Genomic DNA, 16,095 nt, shown 5'->3' on the forward strand with positions numbered 1-16,095 from the left:
ATGGCAAATGTACCAGAGAAAATTCAGACATGGCAAATGGTAACCCCTTTTAGAAAAGACAGGGAAACAGGAGAGGTAACCCCCGGTAAAATTGAAAAGACCGAGATTGATGTGCCGGAACTGAAAGCCGGAGAAGTCCTGGTCCAGGTGGCAGGGTGCGGTGTCTGTCATACGGATCTGGGGTATTATTATGATGGTGTTCCCACAGTGAACAAACCCCCGTTGACACTGGGCCATGAGATTTCAGGCACCGTTGTGGCCGGGGATGAAAAATGGATGGGAAAAGAAGTCATCATTCCGGCGGTTATGCCGTGCAGGAAATGCCTGCTGTGCAAGACCGGAAAAGGAAACCGCTGCCTGGCCCAGAAAATGCCGGGTAACAGCATGGGCATCTATGGCGGATTTTCCAGCCATATCCCTGTTCCCGCCATTGACCTGTGTGAGGTCAAAGATCGGGGAGATATCCCCCTTGAGCACCTGGCCGTTGTGGCAGATGCTGCCACATCTCCGTTCCAGGCCATCCTTCGATCCGGTTTCAAGATGGGCGACAATGCCATTGTCATGGGTATCGGCGGTATTGGCCAGTACCTGGTGCAGGAACTCAAAGCCATGGGTGCCAACACGGTGATTGCCCTGGCCCGTCGCCAGGAACCCCTGGATAAAATGCTGCTGAATGGTGCGGATTATGCGGTGAATATCAAAGATAAATCTTCAAGAGATGTGTCCAAAGAGATCAAGGGCATTCAAAAATCACAAGGCCTTGCCAACACGGACTGGAAGATCTTTGAAGCCACGGGTTCCAAACCCGGCGCTGAACTGGCCCTGTCCCTGTTAAGCTTTACCGGCACACTGGTCATCGTGGGATACGGCGGATATAAGGCTGATTTTGCCTTCAGCCGCCTCATGGCCTTTGATGCGGAAGTCAAGGGAAGCTGGGGATGCCTGCCGGAATATTACCCGCTGGTATTGGGTATGGTCACCAGTAAAAAGATCAACCTGACCGATTATGTCCAGACCAGACCCATGAGTACCATTAATGAGGTGTTTGAAGAAGCACACGCCCAATCACCGGAAAAGAGAATTGTTCTTGTCCCTGATTTCTAACCCCGTATGAGGTGAATATGAAACTTGAAGGAAAAAAAGCCATCGTTACCGGTGGCAGTCGCGGCATCGGAAAAGCCATTGCCCTGATGTATGCAAAAGAGGGTGCAGATGTACTGGTGAACTACCATTCCAATGATGCGGCGGCACGAGAAACCGTAGCAGAAATCGAAGCCCTGGGCCGCAAAGCCGTGGCAGTGGCCGCAGATGTGGCGAATTACACCAGCGCCCAGAACATGGTGGATGAATGTGTGAAACAGCTGGGCGGCGTGGATATTGTCGTCAACAATGCCGGGGTTTCCAAACCCTCCATGCTGCTGAAAATGAAGGAAGAAGACTGGGATGCCATCATTGATATCCATTTGAAAGCCGCCTTTAATACCACCCAGGCAGCCGGTCGGTATATGAAGGAAAAAAAATACGGCAAAATCATTAACGTGATTTCCACCGCCGGTATTTTCGGCACCATCGGCCAGATCAACTATGCCTCTGCAAAAGCCGGTATCATCGGGTTTACAAAATCCGCGTCCCGGGAACTGGGCAGATACAATATCAATGTAAACGTCATCTGTCCGGGAATTACAAAGACAGAAATGACTGGCAAGCTTCAGTCTGATGAAAAACTTCGAAAAATCTATGAAGGCCGCATTCAACTGGGCCGATTTGCAGCACCGGAAGAAATTGCCCCGGCGTTTGTTTTCCTTGCATCGGATGATGCCAGTTATATTACCGGCCAGGTCCTGGGTGTGGACGGCGGATATATCGGTTAACCCAAGTATATGAATAACTCAACTTTCGGAGGTTAGCATAAATGGCCAACCCCGAAAGTTGAGTTAATAAACAACCCATTTAACATGGTAAATTTAAAAACAATAATTAGTAAAGGAGAGTTAAAATGAGTCTTGAGTGGATGCCAAGAGAAAATGAAGTCAAAGATCATGCCTTGCACAGAAACCCCCATTGGGGAACAGAAGCACCCTGCGTAGTGTATGAGAAAAGACCGTTAACAGATCCCCAGGGAAATGTTACGGACAAATTGTTTGTGGCATGGATTACGTTGAACAACCCAAGACAGTTCAACTCTTATACCACAGACATGGTAAAAGGCGTTATTGCCGGATTTGAAAATGCATCTCTTGACAGAAGTGTTGTGGCTGTTGTTTTCACTGGTACAGGTCCCTATGCGTTCTGCACCGGTGGCAACACCAAAGAATATTCAGAATTCTATTCAAAAAGATGTGATGAATATGGTCAGTACATGGAGCTGTTCAACCACATGGTGGATTCCATCCTGGCCTGCAAAAAACCGGTTATTTCCCGGGTGAACGGCATGAGAGTCGCCGGTGGCCAGGAAATCGGTCTGGCATGTGACATTGCCATTTCTTCCGATCTGGCCATTTTCGGTCAGGCAGGACCCAAACATGGTTCCGCCCCTGCCGGCGGTTCCTCAGATTTCCTTCCCTGGTACCTGAGTGCAGAAGATGCCATGTACAACTGCGTATCCTGCGAGATGTGGTCTGCCTATAAAATGAAAGCCAAAGGCATGCTCTCCAAGGTTGTTCCGGTTCTGAAAATTGATGGCGAATGGGTCAGAAATCCCACCGTCATCACGGACACCTATGTCCAGGACGGTGAGATTGTTTACGGTGATTCTAAATCCGGCCAGGCTCTCAAAGACGGCCGTGCCATCCTGAAACAGCACCAGGCCAATGCAGATTTTGAACTGCTTGACAAAGAAGTGAACGCGATTATCTGGAAGTTCGCCAACCTGTTCCCGGGCTGCCTGATTAAATCCATTGACGGTATCCGTCAGAAAAAGAAATTCTTCTGGGATACCATGAAAAATGATCACAGACACTGGCTGGCAGCCAATATGTCCGGTGAAGCCTTCCTTGGATTTGGTGCGTTCAATACCAAGAAAATAACCGGTCAGGATACGGTTGATTTCATCAAATTCCGTCAGAACGTTGCCGATTCCAGACTGTGGAATGATGACATGTTTGCGGAAGTATTGGGCAAACCCAAAGAATAAGATGAGACAATAATTCTGATCATTGATCAGAAGGAATTGATAAACGCGTAAAAATAATTTATGGTTCAAAGCTGATGTCAGGCTTTGAACCATAAATTTATTTGGGGGGATACAATGGAAAGAGCAATGGTATGGTTTAAGTGTGCGGCAGTGCATGACCCTGTCCGTCCGGTGGTGAAGAGACCAGCAGCCATCGGCTGGGAAGCCAAGCACCGCCAGGTGGATCTGGTCATCGAAGGTCCCTTAAAAGGGGAGGAGCTGCTCCGCCGGATGAAGGGGTGGTTTACCGCAGATGTGTATCAGGCCATCGACGTTTTTCAACAGCATGGGAAGCTCAAGGTTCTGGATGAAAAGGACCTGGTTGTGGAAACCCGGGACATGGATCAAATGGAGTCGCTTTCAAATACGTTGCACCAGGTCTTTAATGACCAGGTCTGGATTGAGGTAATCCCCCGCAAAAAGCTTGTTTGATATCCTGAGAAGCGTTCTCAAGGGAGATCCGTGGGTGAGGGGATAACACAAATCAGGACACCGCCCCTCGTGGTCACGGGGAAGGATGCTGCCGAATGATGCCGGATCCATGGCTTTTATGGGGCCATGCAGCTGGGTCAGGGGGCCAGGAACACCTGATCGTTGAAATTTTTCGTCAGGTCCCGGGCCAGTGCCGCGGCCTTATCCTCATCCGGGCATTCAACCATGAGTTCGCCTTTTTTTCCGACCATGAGCCGCCCCTGTTTTTCTACAATATCGGCCACAAGAGCCGGTTCAACCGTCCACCAGCCCCGGGTGCGGTAAAGCAGTTCTTTCCCTTTTAATTTCCGGGGGGTGACAAGATCAATGTCCCGGAACCAGGAGGCCCATCCAATCTGTGCTGGTTCCTTTAAAACCGGGCTGACCGGATCATGATAAATGCGGCATCGGCCAAACAGTCTTAGTCGAATCATTTCAGCACCTCCTGGACCAGGGACAGCAGCTCCGGGTTTCGGTGGACAGGAGAAGCGACATCCGATAATCCGGACGCTTTGAATGCCATGTCCTGGCAGATTTCAAACAGTTCAAGGCCAAGGGCTTCATCCAATCGGACCCCTTTCCCATGGGCCTTGGCGCAGGTGGTTTCAAAGAGGTTGAATCTCAATTCCCGGGCAGCCCGAAGCGTTGGATCAAACACGGATATGTCCGAACGTTTAATCCGTTCGGCATCCAGCGCCTCCATCCGGGAAAAATAGTGTCGGGTCCTTAGAATAACAGGGTCCTGGCCAAACTCATCTTGGGTTTCCATTCTTTTTTCCTGACTCCTTTTGCCTGAATTTACTTACCAATTTATTTAATGGGTGAGCCCCAGCAATTGACGGATATTTTTCGAAAATACCTGGGCCATGTCTTTTTTGGAATACCCGGCTTTCTTGAGCATCCGGTTTTGCAGGTCTATTTCCGGGGCATGGGTAAACCACGGCCAGTCGGTTCCAAAAATGATGTGCTCGGGTCCATGGGCTTTTAGCAAGGATATAAATTGATTCTCATCCAGTACATGGGCGGCATTGGATGTGTCCAGAAACAGATTTTCCATGGGATCAAGATGCGTGCTGACATCTTTGAACGGTGCTGCCAATCCCCCCATGTGGGCACCAATAAAATTAATCTCAGGAAATAGTGTAACCAAATGGGCCAGGCGATCGGGTGTTGTATTATGTTCCGGGTGACTGCCAAAGAAGCCGTCTGCACCGTACAGGGTATCCAGAATGACAAAAAAATCGGCATGACGGGTGATATTGAAGTCGCGGATCAAATCAAACAGTTCAAAGGTCCTGGGATCATCCAGGGCAAATTTCTGGGAAAACGAACACATCTTGATTCCCTTGATGTTTCGTTCCATGAAGGTAACCAGCTCTTTTTTGTTGTCGCTATATCCCGGATGAAGCGTGCCCGCGGTATACAACAGATCAGAGGGTTCAACCATCCTGTAAAAGGATTCGTTCACCCGGCTCACCTCCTGTACCCCCGCAGTGGGAAGAATAAAACACCCCCCGATCCTGTTTGCTCTCAGTTCCTTTTCAAGGAATGCTCTGCCCACCCTGTCTTCTGCTCCATTTGTCTGCAATCCCAACATATCCACCAGTGCCGTTCTTTTTTTAACATTGGAGATGACTTTCGGGTGAAACAAATGGGCGTGACCATCAAATATCATTTTTATTTACCACTCCATAATCTACAGGCTTTTTTACAACCTCTACAAATATTCAAATTTATGTTAGAAATCAAGACATATTCGAAAAACAAAGGGCTTTTTATGGACGTCATGCCTGGTTCCGGCATTTTGTTTGGGCTTGACACCCCTGTAAATCGGTTTTAATAATTAGGGTACGCAACTTTCGGACGTTAGCTTTAATCGACGGGGTCAGGCTTTTTTTATGGTACTTTTTATCACTATTTCATAACCAGACGGGTAAAAAGTGCCATAAAGAAAGCCTGACCCCATATAAAAATGATCAACTACGAAAGTTGAGTAAGGTATTTAAAAGGCGATGGATGTTTGATCCGGGTTTTGCCGGTAGATTATTGGCTTTGAATACGCGCGGCTGGTCAGATGTTGACAGCCTTTTGGATGGTAAAGACAGATGATGTTCAGTCGAATATAAAATATAAATAAATTAACAAGGAGATTGTAAATGCTCAAGCTTGGAGAAAAAGGGGCCATACCCCAAAAGGACAACGAAACCTATGCCATCGCTCCCCATATCCCCTGCGGCGTGGTAACACCTGACCTGTTGAGAAAAATCGCAGATGTGTCTGAAAAATTTAATGCCCAGGCCATTAAAATTACCGGTGCCACCCGCATCGCCATTGTGGGACTCAAGGAAGAAGATATTGACAGTGCCTGGGAGGAATTGGGCCTGGATAAGGGGGCGGCTGTTGGGTTGTGTGTTCGAAGCATCCGGTCGTGTCCCGGCAATACGTTCTGTAAAATCGGCAAACAAGATTCCCTGGGTCTTGGCATGGCCCTTGATAAAAAATATCATGGATTTAAGCTTCCTGGAAAATTTAAAATGGCGGTTTCCGGGTGCCATCTCAGTTGTGCTGAATCCTGGGTCAGGGACATTGGGTTCATCGGGAAAAAAGACGGCTGGACATTGACCATTGGCGGGAACGTGGGTGCCCACCCCCGTATCGGTGAGGAACTGCTAACGGGTCTGGATGATAAAGCCGCTCTGGATGTTGTTGATAAAGTGGTGGCCCATTACCAGGAAAATGCTAAACCCGGGGAGCGCCTTGGAAAAATGATTGACCGTCTGGGACTTGACGGGTTCAAGGCGGCTGTCGGATAAGCGTTTAACTCTTGCCGGCAGACCGGTAAAGTGCATCACCCCGGAGGACAGGTGGCGCGAAGATGATTTTCCAACCGCCTGTCATTCTCAGTCAATTTGGCCCTGGTTTTTATGATCTCCATGTACGCCCGGGGTATATGGCGGTCTTTATAGACAGTAGCACGCTGAACAGGCACCCTGTTTATTTTGATGCGCCATAGAGGGTTTAAAACTTATCGTCAGATTGATCTGGAGGGATCGAACGATGCAGGCAGAATTACCCAGCAACGAAGCAGCACGTCTTGATGCGTTGCGCGATTATCGAATTTTAGATACTTTGCCGGAGGATTGCTACGATGACATCACCCTGCTGGCCTCCGAGATCTGTGGTACGCCCATGGCGGCGGTATCTTTGATTGACAGCACCCGGCAGTGGTTCAAGTCCAGGGTGGGCCTGACGGTTCCGGAAACGGCCCGGGAAAATGCGTTTTGCGCCCACACCATTCTTCAAGCCGATATCAACGTTGTCAACAACGTTCTGGAGGACGAACGGTTTGCGGATAATCCGCTGGTTACCGGAGATCCGTGGATCCGATTCTATGCCGGTGCCCCCCTGGTAACACCAGAGGGCAAGGCCCTGGGCACACTCTGTGTTATCGATCAAATCCAGCGAACCCTCACTGACATGCAGATCAACGCTCTGAGAGCCTTGTCCCGTCAGGTCATGGCACAGCTGGAGCTACGCCGGTACATCAAACTGCAGGCAAAAAACCAGCGGACGCTGAACGACTATCAAAAAAAGCTGGAGCAAATGAACGCACTGTTTCAGAAGCAGAGCGTTACCGACGATGTCACAGGGTTTCATAACACGCGTTTTCTTCATCAATACCTTAACCAGTGCCTGGGTCCTGTCTCTGCTGAGTTAGAAAAGTTGACCCTGGTGTTTTTCGATATGGATAACTTCAAGCAGGTGGTGGATCGGCACGGGCATCTGCTTGGCGCAAAGGTATTAAAGGAAGTGGCAGAAGTCGTCCATTCATATCTTGACACCGGGGATCAAATCGTCCGGTATGGCGGAGACGAGTACATCGTGATCCTTCCCGGTCAGGGCGCTGAAAAAGCCCTGCCAAAGGTCGAGGCCATCAGGAAAGGCATCAGTTCCAACAGTTACCTTCAGCACGAAGAGATCCATCTCAGGGTATCGGCCTCCTTTGGAATGGCCACATTTCCCGATGATGCCAGGGACAAAAAGCAACTCCTCATGGCGGCAGATCAGTGTCTGTTTTATAGCAAAAAAGGGGGGAAGAACCGAATTACTACCTGGAGATAGATAATTTATCGGGTTGGATCCATCTAAGCGGGCCACATACAGTCCGGCAAATTGACGCTGGAAGTTTAAGATAAAAAACAAGGAGTTGGCATAACCATGAAAACTATCGGCATAATCGGGGGGCTTGGTCCAGAATCAACCCGTGATTATTACAAAGAAATAATCGATGCATTCACTGCAAAATATGGTGAAATGATTTACCCGGAAATCATTATATACAGTGTTAACATCAATGAACTGATGAAGATGATAGAGACCCGGAATTGGGCCGGAATGACAGCGTGGCTAGTGGAAAAGATTAAGGCCCTCCATCGAGCAGGCGCGGAATTCGCTGTGATCGCATCTAACACACCGCATATTGTTTTTGATGACATCCGATTAAAATCTCCTATCCCCCTTTTGAGCATTGTTGAAGAGACCTGCAGCAAAGCCCGGGCAATGAATTTAAAAAATCTGGGTTTAATGGGGACGCAACTCACTATGGCGGCGGATTTTTATAAAAAGCCATTTATCGCCAACGGCATCTCTGTTGTGACGCCTTCCAAAGAGGAACAGCAATTCATCCAACATAAGCTGTTTTCAGAAATTGAATTGGGAATATTTAAAGACGCAACAAGAGCGCAATTGCTATCCATCGCAAAAAGAATGAAGGATGAAGATGACATTGATGCATTGATTCTGGGGTGCACGGAACTGCCGTTAATCTTGACTGAAAACACATATGGTATTCCTTTCCTGAATACCACCGCAATCCATTGTGACAGTATTATCAAGTACTGCCTTGAAGCGTAGCTTAAATTGATATGAAAACCAGAGGAGTGCCTTTAAACATGCGCAAATTGGCTTTTGGATACTCGACCCGATGCAATATCCGGTGCGAACACTGTGTGGCTGTGGAAGATCGTGTCGACAGCAGAAAGATGGACCATGACAGGGCAAAAGAGATTATTGTGGAGATGGCCCAGGCAGGGGTTGGTGGCATCAGTTTTTCTGCGGGGGAACCGTTTCTGTATTTCAATGACATTGCAGCCCTGGTTCACCTGTGCCGGCAGATCGGAATATATACGAGAATGGTTACCAATAGTTTTTGGGCAAAAACGGCTGAATCTTCCGACCGGCACGTATCAGAACTGAAAACGAATGGACTTTGTCAATTGCGATTGAGCTACTCAAGGTGGCACCAGAAAAACGTCAGCCGGAACAATGTGCTCAATGCAGCCCGCAGCTGTCAAAAGATCGGGTTAAATTATTTTGTTTCATTTGTTACTGATTTTTCCAAAGCAGATGATCCCTATGAACAGTTTTTGCGGGATCATGGGCTCCTGTTTTTCCCCGAACCCCTGATCTATGCCGGTCGGGCGGCGGCTTTTGATCGAAGGCAGATTTTGACGGATTATCAGTCAAATTGTTGCGATATGAATCCCTATCTAACGCCTGATCTGGATATGTATGCCTGTTGCGATGCCGGGAGCCATTTTCCGGAAACCCAATTTTTTTACCTGGGAAATTTGAACGACCATGGGATGGAACAGCTGTTTGTCAAAACAGAAACCAACCGGTTGCACAATCTCATCAGAACCATGGGGATCACCGCTATCGCATCTTTTAGCGGTATGAAGGCCCGTGACATCATCACCTATAGTAAATGTGAGTTGTGCCGTAAATTGTTCAATTCTCCTGAAACCTTAACACGGTTGCGGGCGGACGTGTCTCAACTGGAAGCCTGGCAGCGATGAGAAGGTCCTGTATGCCTTCAAATGAAATATGGCAACCTATTACTATTTAATCCATATTCAATACCTGGGGTATCGATATCATGGCTGGTTAAAACAACCCGGCTTAAAAACGATTGAGTTCATGATTGAAAAAACAACCGGGTTTGTTCTGGGGCACACTGACTTTAAAATTTTAGGTGCCAGCCGGACAGATGCACGGGTTTCTGCCCATCATTCCGCTTTTGAACTGTTTGTCAATGATCCGTTGAATATCAACCAATTGCTCCTGGACTTTAATCAAAACTTACCCAATGATATCAAAGTCATAAAAATTCAGGCCGTGGACAAACAATTTAATATCCTTCAGGCCCCACGGATCAAAGAATATATATATCTGTTTGCTTTTGGAGAAAAAAGTCATCCCTTTAGTGCCCCCCTGATCTGTTCCTTCCGGGATGATCTTGATATCGATTTGATGAAACAAGGGGCCGCCTTATTTGAGGGACCCCATAATTTTATCAATTATTGTACAAAACCCAAAAAGGGCACAACCTTTGAGAGGGACATACTGGTCAGCAAAATCGAAAAGAATACGATGTTCACGGCCAGTTTTTTTCCGGCGGAAACCTATGCCTTTCACCTCCATTCCCGGGGGTTTTTACGGTATCAGGTCCGGTTAATCATGGGCCAGCTTCTGAGCCTTGGACGGGGGGAGATAGGATTAGCGGACATTCAGGCATCTCTTAAGGGAGATGATCACCAGCCCTTAAGGCACATTGCCCCGTCCTCGGGGCTGGTGTTGAATAAAATTGAGTTTGATTAATCCCTGTTTTTGAAAAAATTCAGCACAAACTTGATGTGCTTTTTCATGGCAGTATGGGATTTGTAGGAATCCCTGGGCTTGATAGCCGCCAAAATGGTTTTGTGCTGATGCAGAATTTTCTGAATAAGGAGTGATACCACCATGAAAGCAAACACCCAGATGTTTATTGAAAAAGCATCCCTGGTTTCTGCCCGGGTTCACCGGGTCAAGGACATGGCATCTGCCCTTTCCTTTTCCATTGACCTTTGCAGGTCGAAATTGCCCTGTGAACCCCAAATGGCCGTGGAACAGATATCAGGGTCCGGGGGAAAAGAGATTTCCCTATCCAGGGAACGTGTCAGGATTATCGCAGCCCCCAACCTGGATGAAAATGATTTTGCACGTCTCGCCCAGGGGTGCGGGAAAACCAAAGATATCCTCTCCATTCGGGAAAACTTAAGGGATTATCCCGGCGGTATTGACATGGGCGTAACCCTGATGGATTTTGGTATCGCTGAAACCGGTACCCTTGTGTTGAATTCCGATTCCGAAGACACGCGGCTGTCCACCATGCTCTGTGAAATTCATGTGGCCATTCTGGAGACATCAAAGATTCGGGAAACAGTCCTTTCCATGGCCGATGAACTCAATGAAATGATCAAACAGCCCTCTTCCTATACGGCATTTATCACCGGTGCCAGCCGGACAGCAGATATCGAACGGGTGCTGGCATTGGGGGTCCACGGTCCTTTGGAACTTGTCATCCTTTTGGTGGAGGCATAACGCATGAGAACAGAAGAAAGCTTAACCGAATATAAATACAGGCTTGATACGGCACTGGAAAACCCATTTTTACGCACTGCCATGGATAATTTTGCTGTGGCCTATAGGGCTTCCAGGGAAACCGCCTTTTCCGGCATGGATGTGGATGCCATGATTCAGGAAGTGGCCCGGATTAAGGCGGCCGCCATTAAAAACAATGAAGCGCTGTTGGCTGAATTTATTAAAAAGGCTAAGAAAACAGGTGTCCACGTGCATCTGGCAGACACGGCCGAGGATGCCAACCGCATTATCGGGGAAATTGCCCGGAATACCGGTTCTAAACGGATCGTCAAATCCAAGTCCATGACCGCGGAAGAGATTCATTTGAACAAATGGTTGGAAAACCTGGGACTTGAGGTCACGGAAACAGATCTGGGGGAATGGATTGTCCAGCTGCGCCATGAAGGACCTTCCCACATGGTCATGCCGGCCATTCATTTGTCCCGGTTCCAGGTGGCAGACCTGTTTACACAAGTGACAGGCAAGGACCAGGCAGCGGAGATTGAACGTCTGGTCAAGGTGGCCAGAAAGCAATTGCGGGAAAAATATGTCCGGGCAGACATGGGCATCACCGGGGCCAATTATGCCGTGGCCGCAACCGGTACCCTGGGCATTGTCACCAATGAGGGCAATGCCCGCCTGGTGTCCACCCTGCCAAGGGTCCATGTGGCCCTGGTGGGCATTGACAAGCTGTTGCCCACCCTGCACAGCGCCCTGTCCATTAACCGGGTCTTACCTAAAAACGCCACAGGCCAGGCCATTACCTCTTATGTGACCTGGATTACCGGCCCGTCTGAATGTAAAACCGTGACAGACAACAAACGGGAGATGCATATCGTGTTTCTGGATAATGGTCGGAAAAAAATTGCCCAGGATCCGGTTTTTGCCCAGGTGCTGCAATGTGTCCGGTGTGGTGCCTGCGCCAATGTCTGCCCGGTTTACCGAATGGTGGGCGGTCACCAGATGGGATACGTCTATATCGGGGCCATCGGTCTGATCACCACCTATTTTTTCCATGGCCGGGAACATGCCCGGAACCTGGTCCAGAACTGTACCAATTGCGGTGCTTGCAAGGCAGTTTGTGCCGGGGGAATTGATCTGCCCAAATTGATCAAGGAAATCCATGCCAGGATTCAGGATGAGGACGGTCATCCGTTAAAGAGTCTGCTATTGGGCAAGGTATTAAAAAATCGGAAGCTTTTCCATACCCTGCTGCGTACGGCAAAACTGGCCCAGAAACCGGTCACCGGTGGCACCCCTTTTCTACGTCATCTGCCCATGATTTTTTCCAAGGAACATAATTTCAGGGTATTGCCGGCCATCACGGAAATCCCTTTCCGGGATCGATTTGAAAAACTGAGTCAGCCCATTAAAACGCCTTCCCATAAAATTGCCCTTTTTTCCGGCTGTGTCCAGGATTTTGTGTATCCGGAGCAGCTGGAAGCGGCCATGAAATTGTTTGCCAGGACCAATGTCCGGGTCAGTTTTCCCATGGGCCAGTCCTGTTGCGGGCTGCCTGCCCTGATGATGGGGGAAAAATCAGCGGCCAGGGATGTGGCCCTCCAGAACCTGGCAGCCTTTGAAAATGAGGATGTGGACTATATTGTCACCCTTTGCGCGTCGTGTGGGTCTCATTTGAAAAACAGCCTGCCCTCTCTGGTCCAGGACTATGCCCCGGACAAGGCCGCTGTTTTTGCTAAAAAAATTATCCCCTTCAGTCAATTCATGAATCAGGTGGTGGGGGTTAAACCCATTGCAGGGAAGGGGCGAAAGACAGCGTTCCATTCTCCCTGCCATCTTTGCCGGGGGCTTGGGGTGAGAAAAGATCCAAAAGAAATGATCAACACGTCAGGAAATCGTTACGTGGAAACCCGGGAAGAGGAAACCTGCTGCGGGTTTGGGGGCAGTTTCTCTGTGAATTTTCCAGCGGTTTCCAATGAAATTTTAACAAAAAAACTTGAAGATGTTCAAACCTCCGGGGCTGACCTTCTGGTCACGGAATGCCCGGGATGTGTCATGCAGCTTCGGGGAGGGGCGTTGAAACAGAACCGGGACATCACGGTGATTCATTTGTCCGAACTTTTTTAATGGGGTATCGGGAAAATGCCTTGATCGGTTTGCACGGTCAGTTCCGGCATGGTCTGGTGGGTGACAAAAATTAAGATCCTTTGAAAATCATGTGGCAGGGGTGACGATTGATTTTGACCTTGCCAAGGGATAATACCTTGATGTAATAAAGAATGGTAATATAATGATATTCTGTTGTGAAAGGAGGCTCCCATAATGAGCGGAACCATCACTTTTTTGGTGGATAACAGGGCGGAAGAATCCTTTATGGCTGAGAATGGTTTCTCAATCCTGATAGAAAAGGAAGGGAAAAGAGTCCTGTTTGATACCGGCCAGAAGGGGGAGACACTGTTTTATAATGCAGAAAAATTAGGCGTTTCTCTGTCTGGACTGGATGCCGTGGTGCTAAGTCATGGGCATTTTGATCACAGTGGGAATCTGGGGGAAATTTTCCGTCTGAATCCATCTGTCGCTTTTTTTTCGCACCCCGCCTGCCGGATAACCCGCTGGTCCCTTCATCCCGGTAAAACACCTCACTCGGTGGGGCTTTCCCGGGAAAATAACGCTGCCATCATGCACCTGCCTCCCCATCAAGTGCATTGGTGTGATACCCCTGCCCAAATACTGCCGGACGTGTGGGTAACCGGTTCCATACCGAGAAAGAGTCGCTTTGAAGATCCCGGGGGGCCGTTCTATCAAGATGAGACCGGACATATACCGGATTTGATTTTAGATGATATGGCGCTTTGGATTGTCGGTGAGAAGGGCCTTACACTCGTTTGTGGGTGTTGTCATTCAGGGATAAAAAATACGATAGATTACATTGATTCTCTTGCTGAAGGCGTTGGCATTCATTCCCTGATAGGGGGCTTTCATCTGTTAAAGGCAACACCTGAAAGACTCACGAAAACCATTTCTTTTTTGAACCAGACAGGCATTAAACGCGTCTTTCCAGCGCACTGCACGGGTGAATCGGCGATGCGGGCATTGCAGGAACAGCTGAAGGCCCAGGTGCAACTGGGGCGTGTTGGAATGGCATCCAGGATCCAGGTGATTTAGATTTAAGACCACAAATCTTATACGTTGAGCTAAATTGCTTGTCTTTTGATCCATCTACTAGGTTGTATTAAAGGCCAGATAGGCCTGTTATTGAACCTTTAATTCGCCTTGTAGATGAACCAAATTCCTGGGCTATTTCTGCTCAACTTATTTCATCTGCGGTCCTGGGCGATGAAAAATTAAAACAGGCTTAAGAGATGGGTTTCATGGCCCCCATGTAGGCCCGCAGTTTTCTGCCAATCCGTTCAACACCAGTGGAGCGGATGGCCTCATTGACATGGATGAGGGTGATATTTTCAACCCCGTTGGTTTCAACCATAAGGCCTTTACCGATCACATCTATATCCAGTTTTTCCATGAAATCGGAAAGCAATGGTGCGGCCTGGTGGTTAAACAGATAACATCCGTATTCAGCGGTGTCGGAGATGACCACATTCATCTCATAGAGTTTTTTCCTTGCAATCAGATTGGCGATCAACGGCAATTCATGAAGGGATTCATAATAGGCGGATTCTTCACCGATACCGGTTGAAACCATGGTGTCAAACGCCAGTTCAACACCGGCTTTGACAAAGGCCACCATGAGAAGGCCGTTGTCAAAATACGCCTGTTCCGGGATGTCCTGATCCGTGGGGATTGATTGTTCAAAAGCCGTCTTGGCGGTTTCCGCCCTCCATTTAAGCAGGTTGGCATCATTATTTGCCCAGTCTTCCATCATGGTTTGGGAAAATTTTCCCGACATGATATCATCCATGTGCTGGTTGTACAGGGGGGTAAGAATGGTTTTTAATTCTTCACTAAGTGTCTGGGCAAGGATTTTTTCGGGGTTGCTCAACCGGTCCATCATATTGGTTACGCCGCCATGTTTCAAGGCTTCAGTAATGGTTTCCCATCCATATTGAACCAGTTTTGAGGCATATTCAGGGGGGGCCCCTTTTTCAATCATTTTGTCATAACACAGCAGGGACCCGGTCTGGAGAACACCACAGAGAATGGTTTGTTCACCCATGAGGTCAGATTTTACTTCCGCTACAAAAGAAGACTGAAGAACCCCGGCCCGGTCTCCCCCGGTGCCGCAGGCATAGGCTTTGGCCAGTTCCATTCCCTCGCCTCTTGGGTCATTTTCCTTGTGAACGGCAATCAGTGTGGGCACGCCGAATCCCCGTTTGTATTCTTCCCGGACTTCTGTACCCGGAGATTTCGGTGCCACCATGATAACGGTGATATCTTTTCTGATGGGCATGCCTTCTTCTACAATATTAAATCCATGGGAATAGGATAAACAGGCATCCTGTTTCATCAGCGGCATGACAGCTTCGATCACAGGGGTGTGCTGTTTGTCCGGGGTCAGGTTGATCAAGAGATCTGCCTGGGGAATCAGTTCGGTATAGGTTCCCACATGAAATCCGTTTTCCGTGGCGTTTTTCCAGGACTGTCGTTTTTCTTCTATTGCGGCATCCCGAAGGGTATAGGAGATGTCCAGGCCGCTGTCCCTCAGGTTTAATCCCTGGTGAAGTCCCTGGGAACCGCAACCGATGATGACGATTTTTTTGCCTTTCAGGGCATCAACGCCGCTGAATTCAGATGCATCCATGAAACGGCACTGGGACAACTCTTCCAATTGTCGTCTCAATGGCAGGGTGTTAAAATAATTTTGGCCCATTATGGTCTCCTTTGCTGATAAAGTTTAAATCGGTTCTAACATTCACTGCTGTATGAATGTCCTATATTTATGATTGCGTCAAATGAATCATTTGCAATGTTATATTTTAAATATTGCAATATACAGGGGTAAAGATGATATTGCAAATATTTTTTATTGATTGATGTAATGTTGCAAAATTTGAAATACGATGGTAGAGGGT

The 16,095-nt window shown here is 48.2% G+C and carries 16 protein-coding genes; 12 read left to right on the forward strand and 4 right to left on the reverse strand.

What is annotated here, in order from left to right; genetic code table 11:
• The 4 genes from had to Q1Q15_RS01800 all read left to right on the forward strand — a co-directional run.
• On the forward strand, positions 1 to 1,104 hold a 1,104-nt coding region (gene had, locus Q1Q15_RS01785; protein WP_300455800.1), incomplete at its 5' end, for a 6-hydroxycyclohex-1-ene-1-carbonyl-CoA dehydrogenase.
• 17 nt (positions 1,105 to 1,121) lie between these two features.
• A complete protein-coding gene (locus Q1Q15_RS01790) occupies positions 1,122 to 1,871 on the forward strand; it encodes a 3-oxoacyl-ACP reductase family protein (protein ID WP_300455803.1) in 750 nt (249 codons plus the stop codon).
• Positions 1,872 to 1,996: 125 nt separating this feature from the next.
• Entirely contained in the window at positions 1,997 to 3,133 is a 1,137-nt protein-coding gene (oah, locus tag Q1Q15_RS01795) for a 6-oxocyclohex-1-ene-1-carbonyl-CoA hydratase (protein ID WP_300455806.1), read from the forward strand.
• A gap of 114 nt (positions 3,134 to 3,247) precedes the next feature.
• Complete coding sequence (locus Q1Q15_RS01800; RefSeq protein ID WP_300455809.1) at positions 3,248 to 3,604, forward strand: hypothetical protein; 357 nt, start codon at positions 3,248 to 3,250, stop codon at positions 3,602 to 3,604.
• A gap of 137 nt (positions 3,605 to 3,741) precedes the next feature.
• Here the strand turns inward: Q1Q15_RS01800 and Q1Q15_RS01805 are convergent, their stop codons facing one another.
• From Q1Q15_RS01805 to Q1Q15_RS01815, 3 genes are read right to left on the reverse strand one after another with little or no spacing between them, the layout of a single operon-like run.
• On the reverse strand, positions 3,742 to 4,077 hold the full coding sequence (locus tag Q1Q15_RS01805; protein WP_300455812.1) for a hypothetical protein: 336 nt from the start codon (positions 4,075 to 4,077) through the stop codon (positions 3,742 to 3,744).
• On the reverse strand, positions 4,074 to 4,412 hold the full coding sequence (locus Q1Q15_RS01810) for a hypothetical protein (RefSeq protein ID WP_300455815.1): 339 nt from the start codon (positions 4,410 to 4,412) through the stop codon (positions 4,074 to 4,076). The genes Q1Q15_RS01805 and Q1Q15_RS01810 overlap by 4 nt, the downstream gene beginning before the upstream one ends.
• Positions 4,413 to 4,457: 45 nt before the next feature.
• On the reverse strand, positions 4,458 to 5,318 hold the full coding sequence (locus Q1Q15_RS01815; protein WP_300455818.1) for an amidohydrolase family protein: 861 nt from the start codon (positions 5,316 to 5,318) through the stop codon (positions 4,458 to 4,460).
• Between the two features lie 481 nt (positions 5,319 to 5,799).
• Here Q1Q15_RS01815 and Q1Q15_RS01820 point away from each other — a divergent pair, with 481 nt between their 5' ends.
• From Q1Q15_RS01820 to Q1Q15_RS01855, 8 genes are all read left to right on the forward strand, one after another.
• Positions 5,800 to 6,456, forward strand: a complete 657-nt coding sequence (locus Q1Q15_RS01820; RefSeq protein WP_300455821.1) for an NAD(P)/FAD-dependent oxidoreductase — start codon at positions 5,800 to 5,802, stop codon at positions 6,454 to 6,456.
• 244 nt (positions 6,457 to 6,700) lie between these two features.
• The gene (locus tag Q1Q15_RS01825; protein ID WP_300455824.1) at positions 6,701 to 7,765 is read left to right on the forward strand and encodes a sensor domain-containing diguanylate cyclase; all 1,065 of its coding nucleotides are present in this window, start codon (positions 6,701 to 6,703) and stop codon (positions 7,763 to 7,765) included.
• A gap of 96 nt (positions 7,766 to 7,861) precedes the next feature.
• Positions 7,862 to 8,557: an amino acid racemase gene (locus Q1Q15_RS01830; RefSeq protein WP_300455827.1), complete on the forward strand. Its 696-nt coding sequence runs from the start codon at positions 7,862 to 7,864 to the stop codon at positions 8,555 to 8,557.
• 38 nt (positions 8,558 to 8,595) lie between these two features.
• Entirely contained in the window at positions 8,596 to 9,501 is a 906-nt protein-coding gene (locus tag Q1Q15_RS01835) for a radical SAM protein (protein WP_300455830.1), read from the forward strand.
• A 28-nt stretch (positions 9,502 to 9,529) separates the two neighbouring features.
• Complete coding sequence (locus tag Q1Q15_RS01840; RefSeq protein ID WP_300455833.1) at positions 9,530 to 10,303, forward strand: tRNA pseudouridine synthase A; 774 nt, start codon at positions 9,530 to 9,532, stop codon at positions 10,301 to 10,303.
• Between the two features lie 141 nt (positions 10,304 to 10,444).
• The gene (locus Q1Q15_RS01845) at positions 10,445 to 11,065 is read left to right on the forward strand and encodes a lactate utilization protein (RefSeq protein ID WP_300455836.1); all 621 of its coding nucleotides are present in this window, start codon (positions 10,445 to 10,447) and stop codon (positions 11,063 to 11,065) included.
• Positions 11,066 to 11,068: 3 nt separating this feature from the next.
• Positions 11,069 to 13,192, forward strand: a complete 2,124-nt coding sequence (gene ldhH, locus Q1Q15_RS01850; RefSeq protein ID WP_300455838.1) for an L-lactate dehydrogenase (quinone) large subunit LdhH — start codon at positions 11,069 to 11,071, stop codon at positions 13,190 to 13,192.
• Positions 13,193 to 13,387: 195 nt separating this feature from the next.
• On the forward strand, positions 13,388 to 14,230 hold the full coding sequence (locus tag Q1Q15_RS01855) for an MBL fold metallo-hydrolase (RefSeq protein WP_300455841.1): 843 nt from the start codon (positions 13,388 to 13,390) through the stop codon (positions 14,228 to 14,230).
• 190 nt (positions 14,231 to 14,420) lie between these two features.
• Here Q1Q15_RS01855 and ilvC read toward each other — a convergent pair whose 3' ends face one another.
• On the reverse strand, positions 14,421 to 15,893 hold the full coding sequence (gene ilvC / locus Q1Q15_RS01860) for a ketol-acid reductoisomerase (protein ID WP_300455844.1): 1,473 nt from the start codon (positions 15,891 to 15,893) through the stop codon (positions 14,421 to 14,423).
• Between the last annotated feature and the right edge of the window lie 202 nt (positions 15,894 to 16,095).

The organism is Desulfobacula sp. (assembly GCF_030145145.1).
Classification (GTDB): domain Bacteria; phylum Desulfobacterota; class Desulfobacteria; order Desulfobacterales; family Desulfobacteraceae; genus Desulfobacula.

Bases quoted from the DNA above. Each gene is read 5' to 3' on its own strand.
- ilvC (WP_300455844.1), bottom strand. From the start codon at position 15,893: ATGGGCCAAAATTATTTTAACACCCTGCCATTGAGACGACAATTGGAA.
- Q1Q15_RS01800 (WP_300455809.1), top strand. From the start codon at position 3,248: ATGGAAAGAGCAATGGTATGGTTTAAGTGTGCGGCAGTGCATGACCCT.
- Q1Q15_RS01805 (WP_300455812.1), bottom strand. From the start codon at position 4,077: ATGATTCGACTAAGACTGTTTGGCCGATGCCGCATTTATCATGATCCG.
- Q1Q15_RS01830 (WP_300455827.1), top strand. From the start codon at position 7,862: ATGAAAACTATCGGCATAATCGGGGGGCTTGGTCCAGAATCAACCCGT.
- Q1Q15_RS01810 (WP_300455815.1), bottom strand. From the start codon at position 4,412: ATGGAAACCCAAGATGAGTTTGGCCAGGACCCTGTTATTCTAAGGACC.
- Q1Q15_RS01825 (WP_300455824.1), top strand. From the start codon at position 6,701: ATGCAGGCAGAATTACCCAGCAACGAAGCAGCACGTCTTGATGCGTTG.
- Q1Q15_RS01855 (WP_300455841.1), top strand. From the start codon at position 13,388: ATGAGCGGAACCATCACTTTTTTGGTGGATAACAGGGCGGAAGAATCC.
- ldhH (WP_300455838.1), top strand. From the start codon at position 11,069: ATGAGAACAGAAGAAAGCTTAACCGAATATAAATACAGGCTTGATACG.
- oah (WP_300455806.1), top strand. From the start codon at position 1,997: ATGAGTCTTGAGTGGATGCCAAGAGAAAATGAAGTCAAAGATCATGCC.
- Q1Q15_RS01835 (WP_300455830.1), top strand. From the start codon at position 8,596: ATGCGCAAATTGGCTTTTGGATACTCGACCCGATGCAATATCCGGTGC.
- Q1Q15_RS01820 (WP_300455821.1), top strand. From the start codon at position 5,800: ATGCTCAAGCTTGGAGAAAAAGGGGCCATACCCCAAAAGGACAACGAA.
- Q1Q15_RS01790 (WP_300455803.1), top strand. From the start codon at position 1,122: ATGAAACTTGAAGGAAAAAAAGCCATCGTTACCGGTGGCAGTCGCGGC.
- Q1Q15_RS01840 (WP_300455833.1), top strand. From the start codon at position 9,530: ATGGCAACCTATTACTATTTAATCCATATTCAATACCTGGGGTATCGA.
- Q1Q15_RS01845 (WP_300455836.1), top strand. From the start codon at position 10,445: ATGAAAGCAAACACCCAGATGTTTATTGAAAAAGCATCCCTGGTTTCT.
- Q1Q15_RS01815 (WP_300455818.1), bottom strand. From the start codon at position 5,318: ATGATATTTGATGGTCACGCCCATTTGTTTCACCCGAAAGTCATCTCC.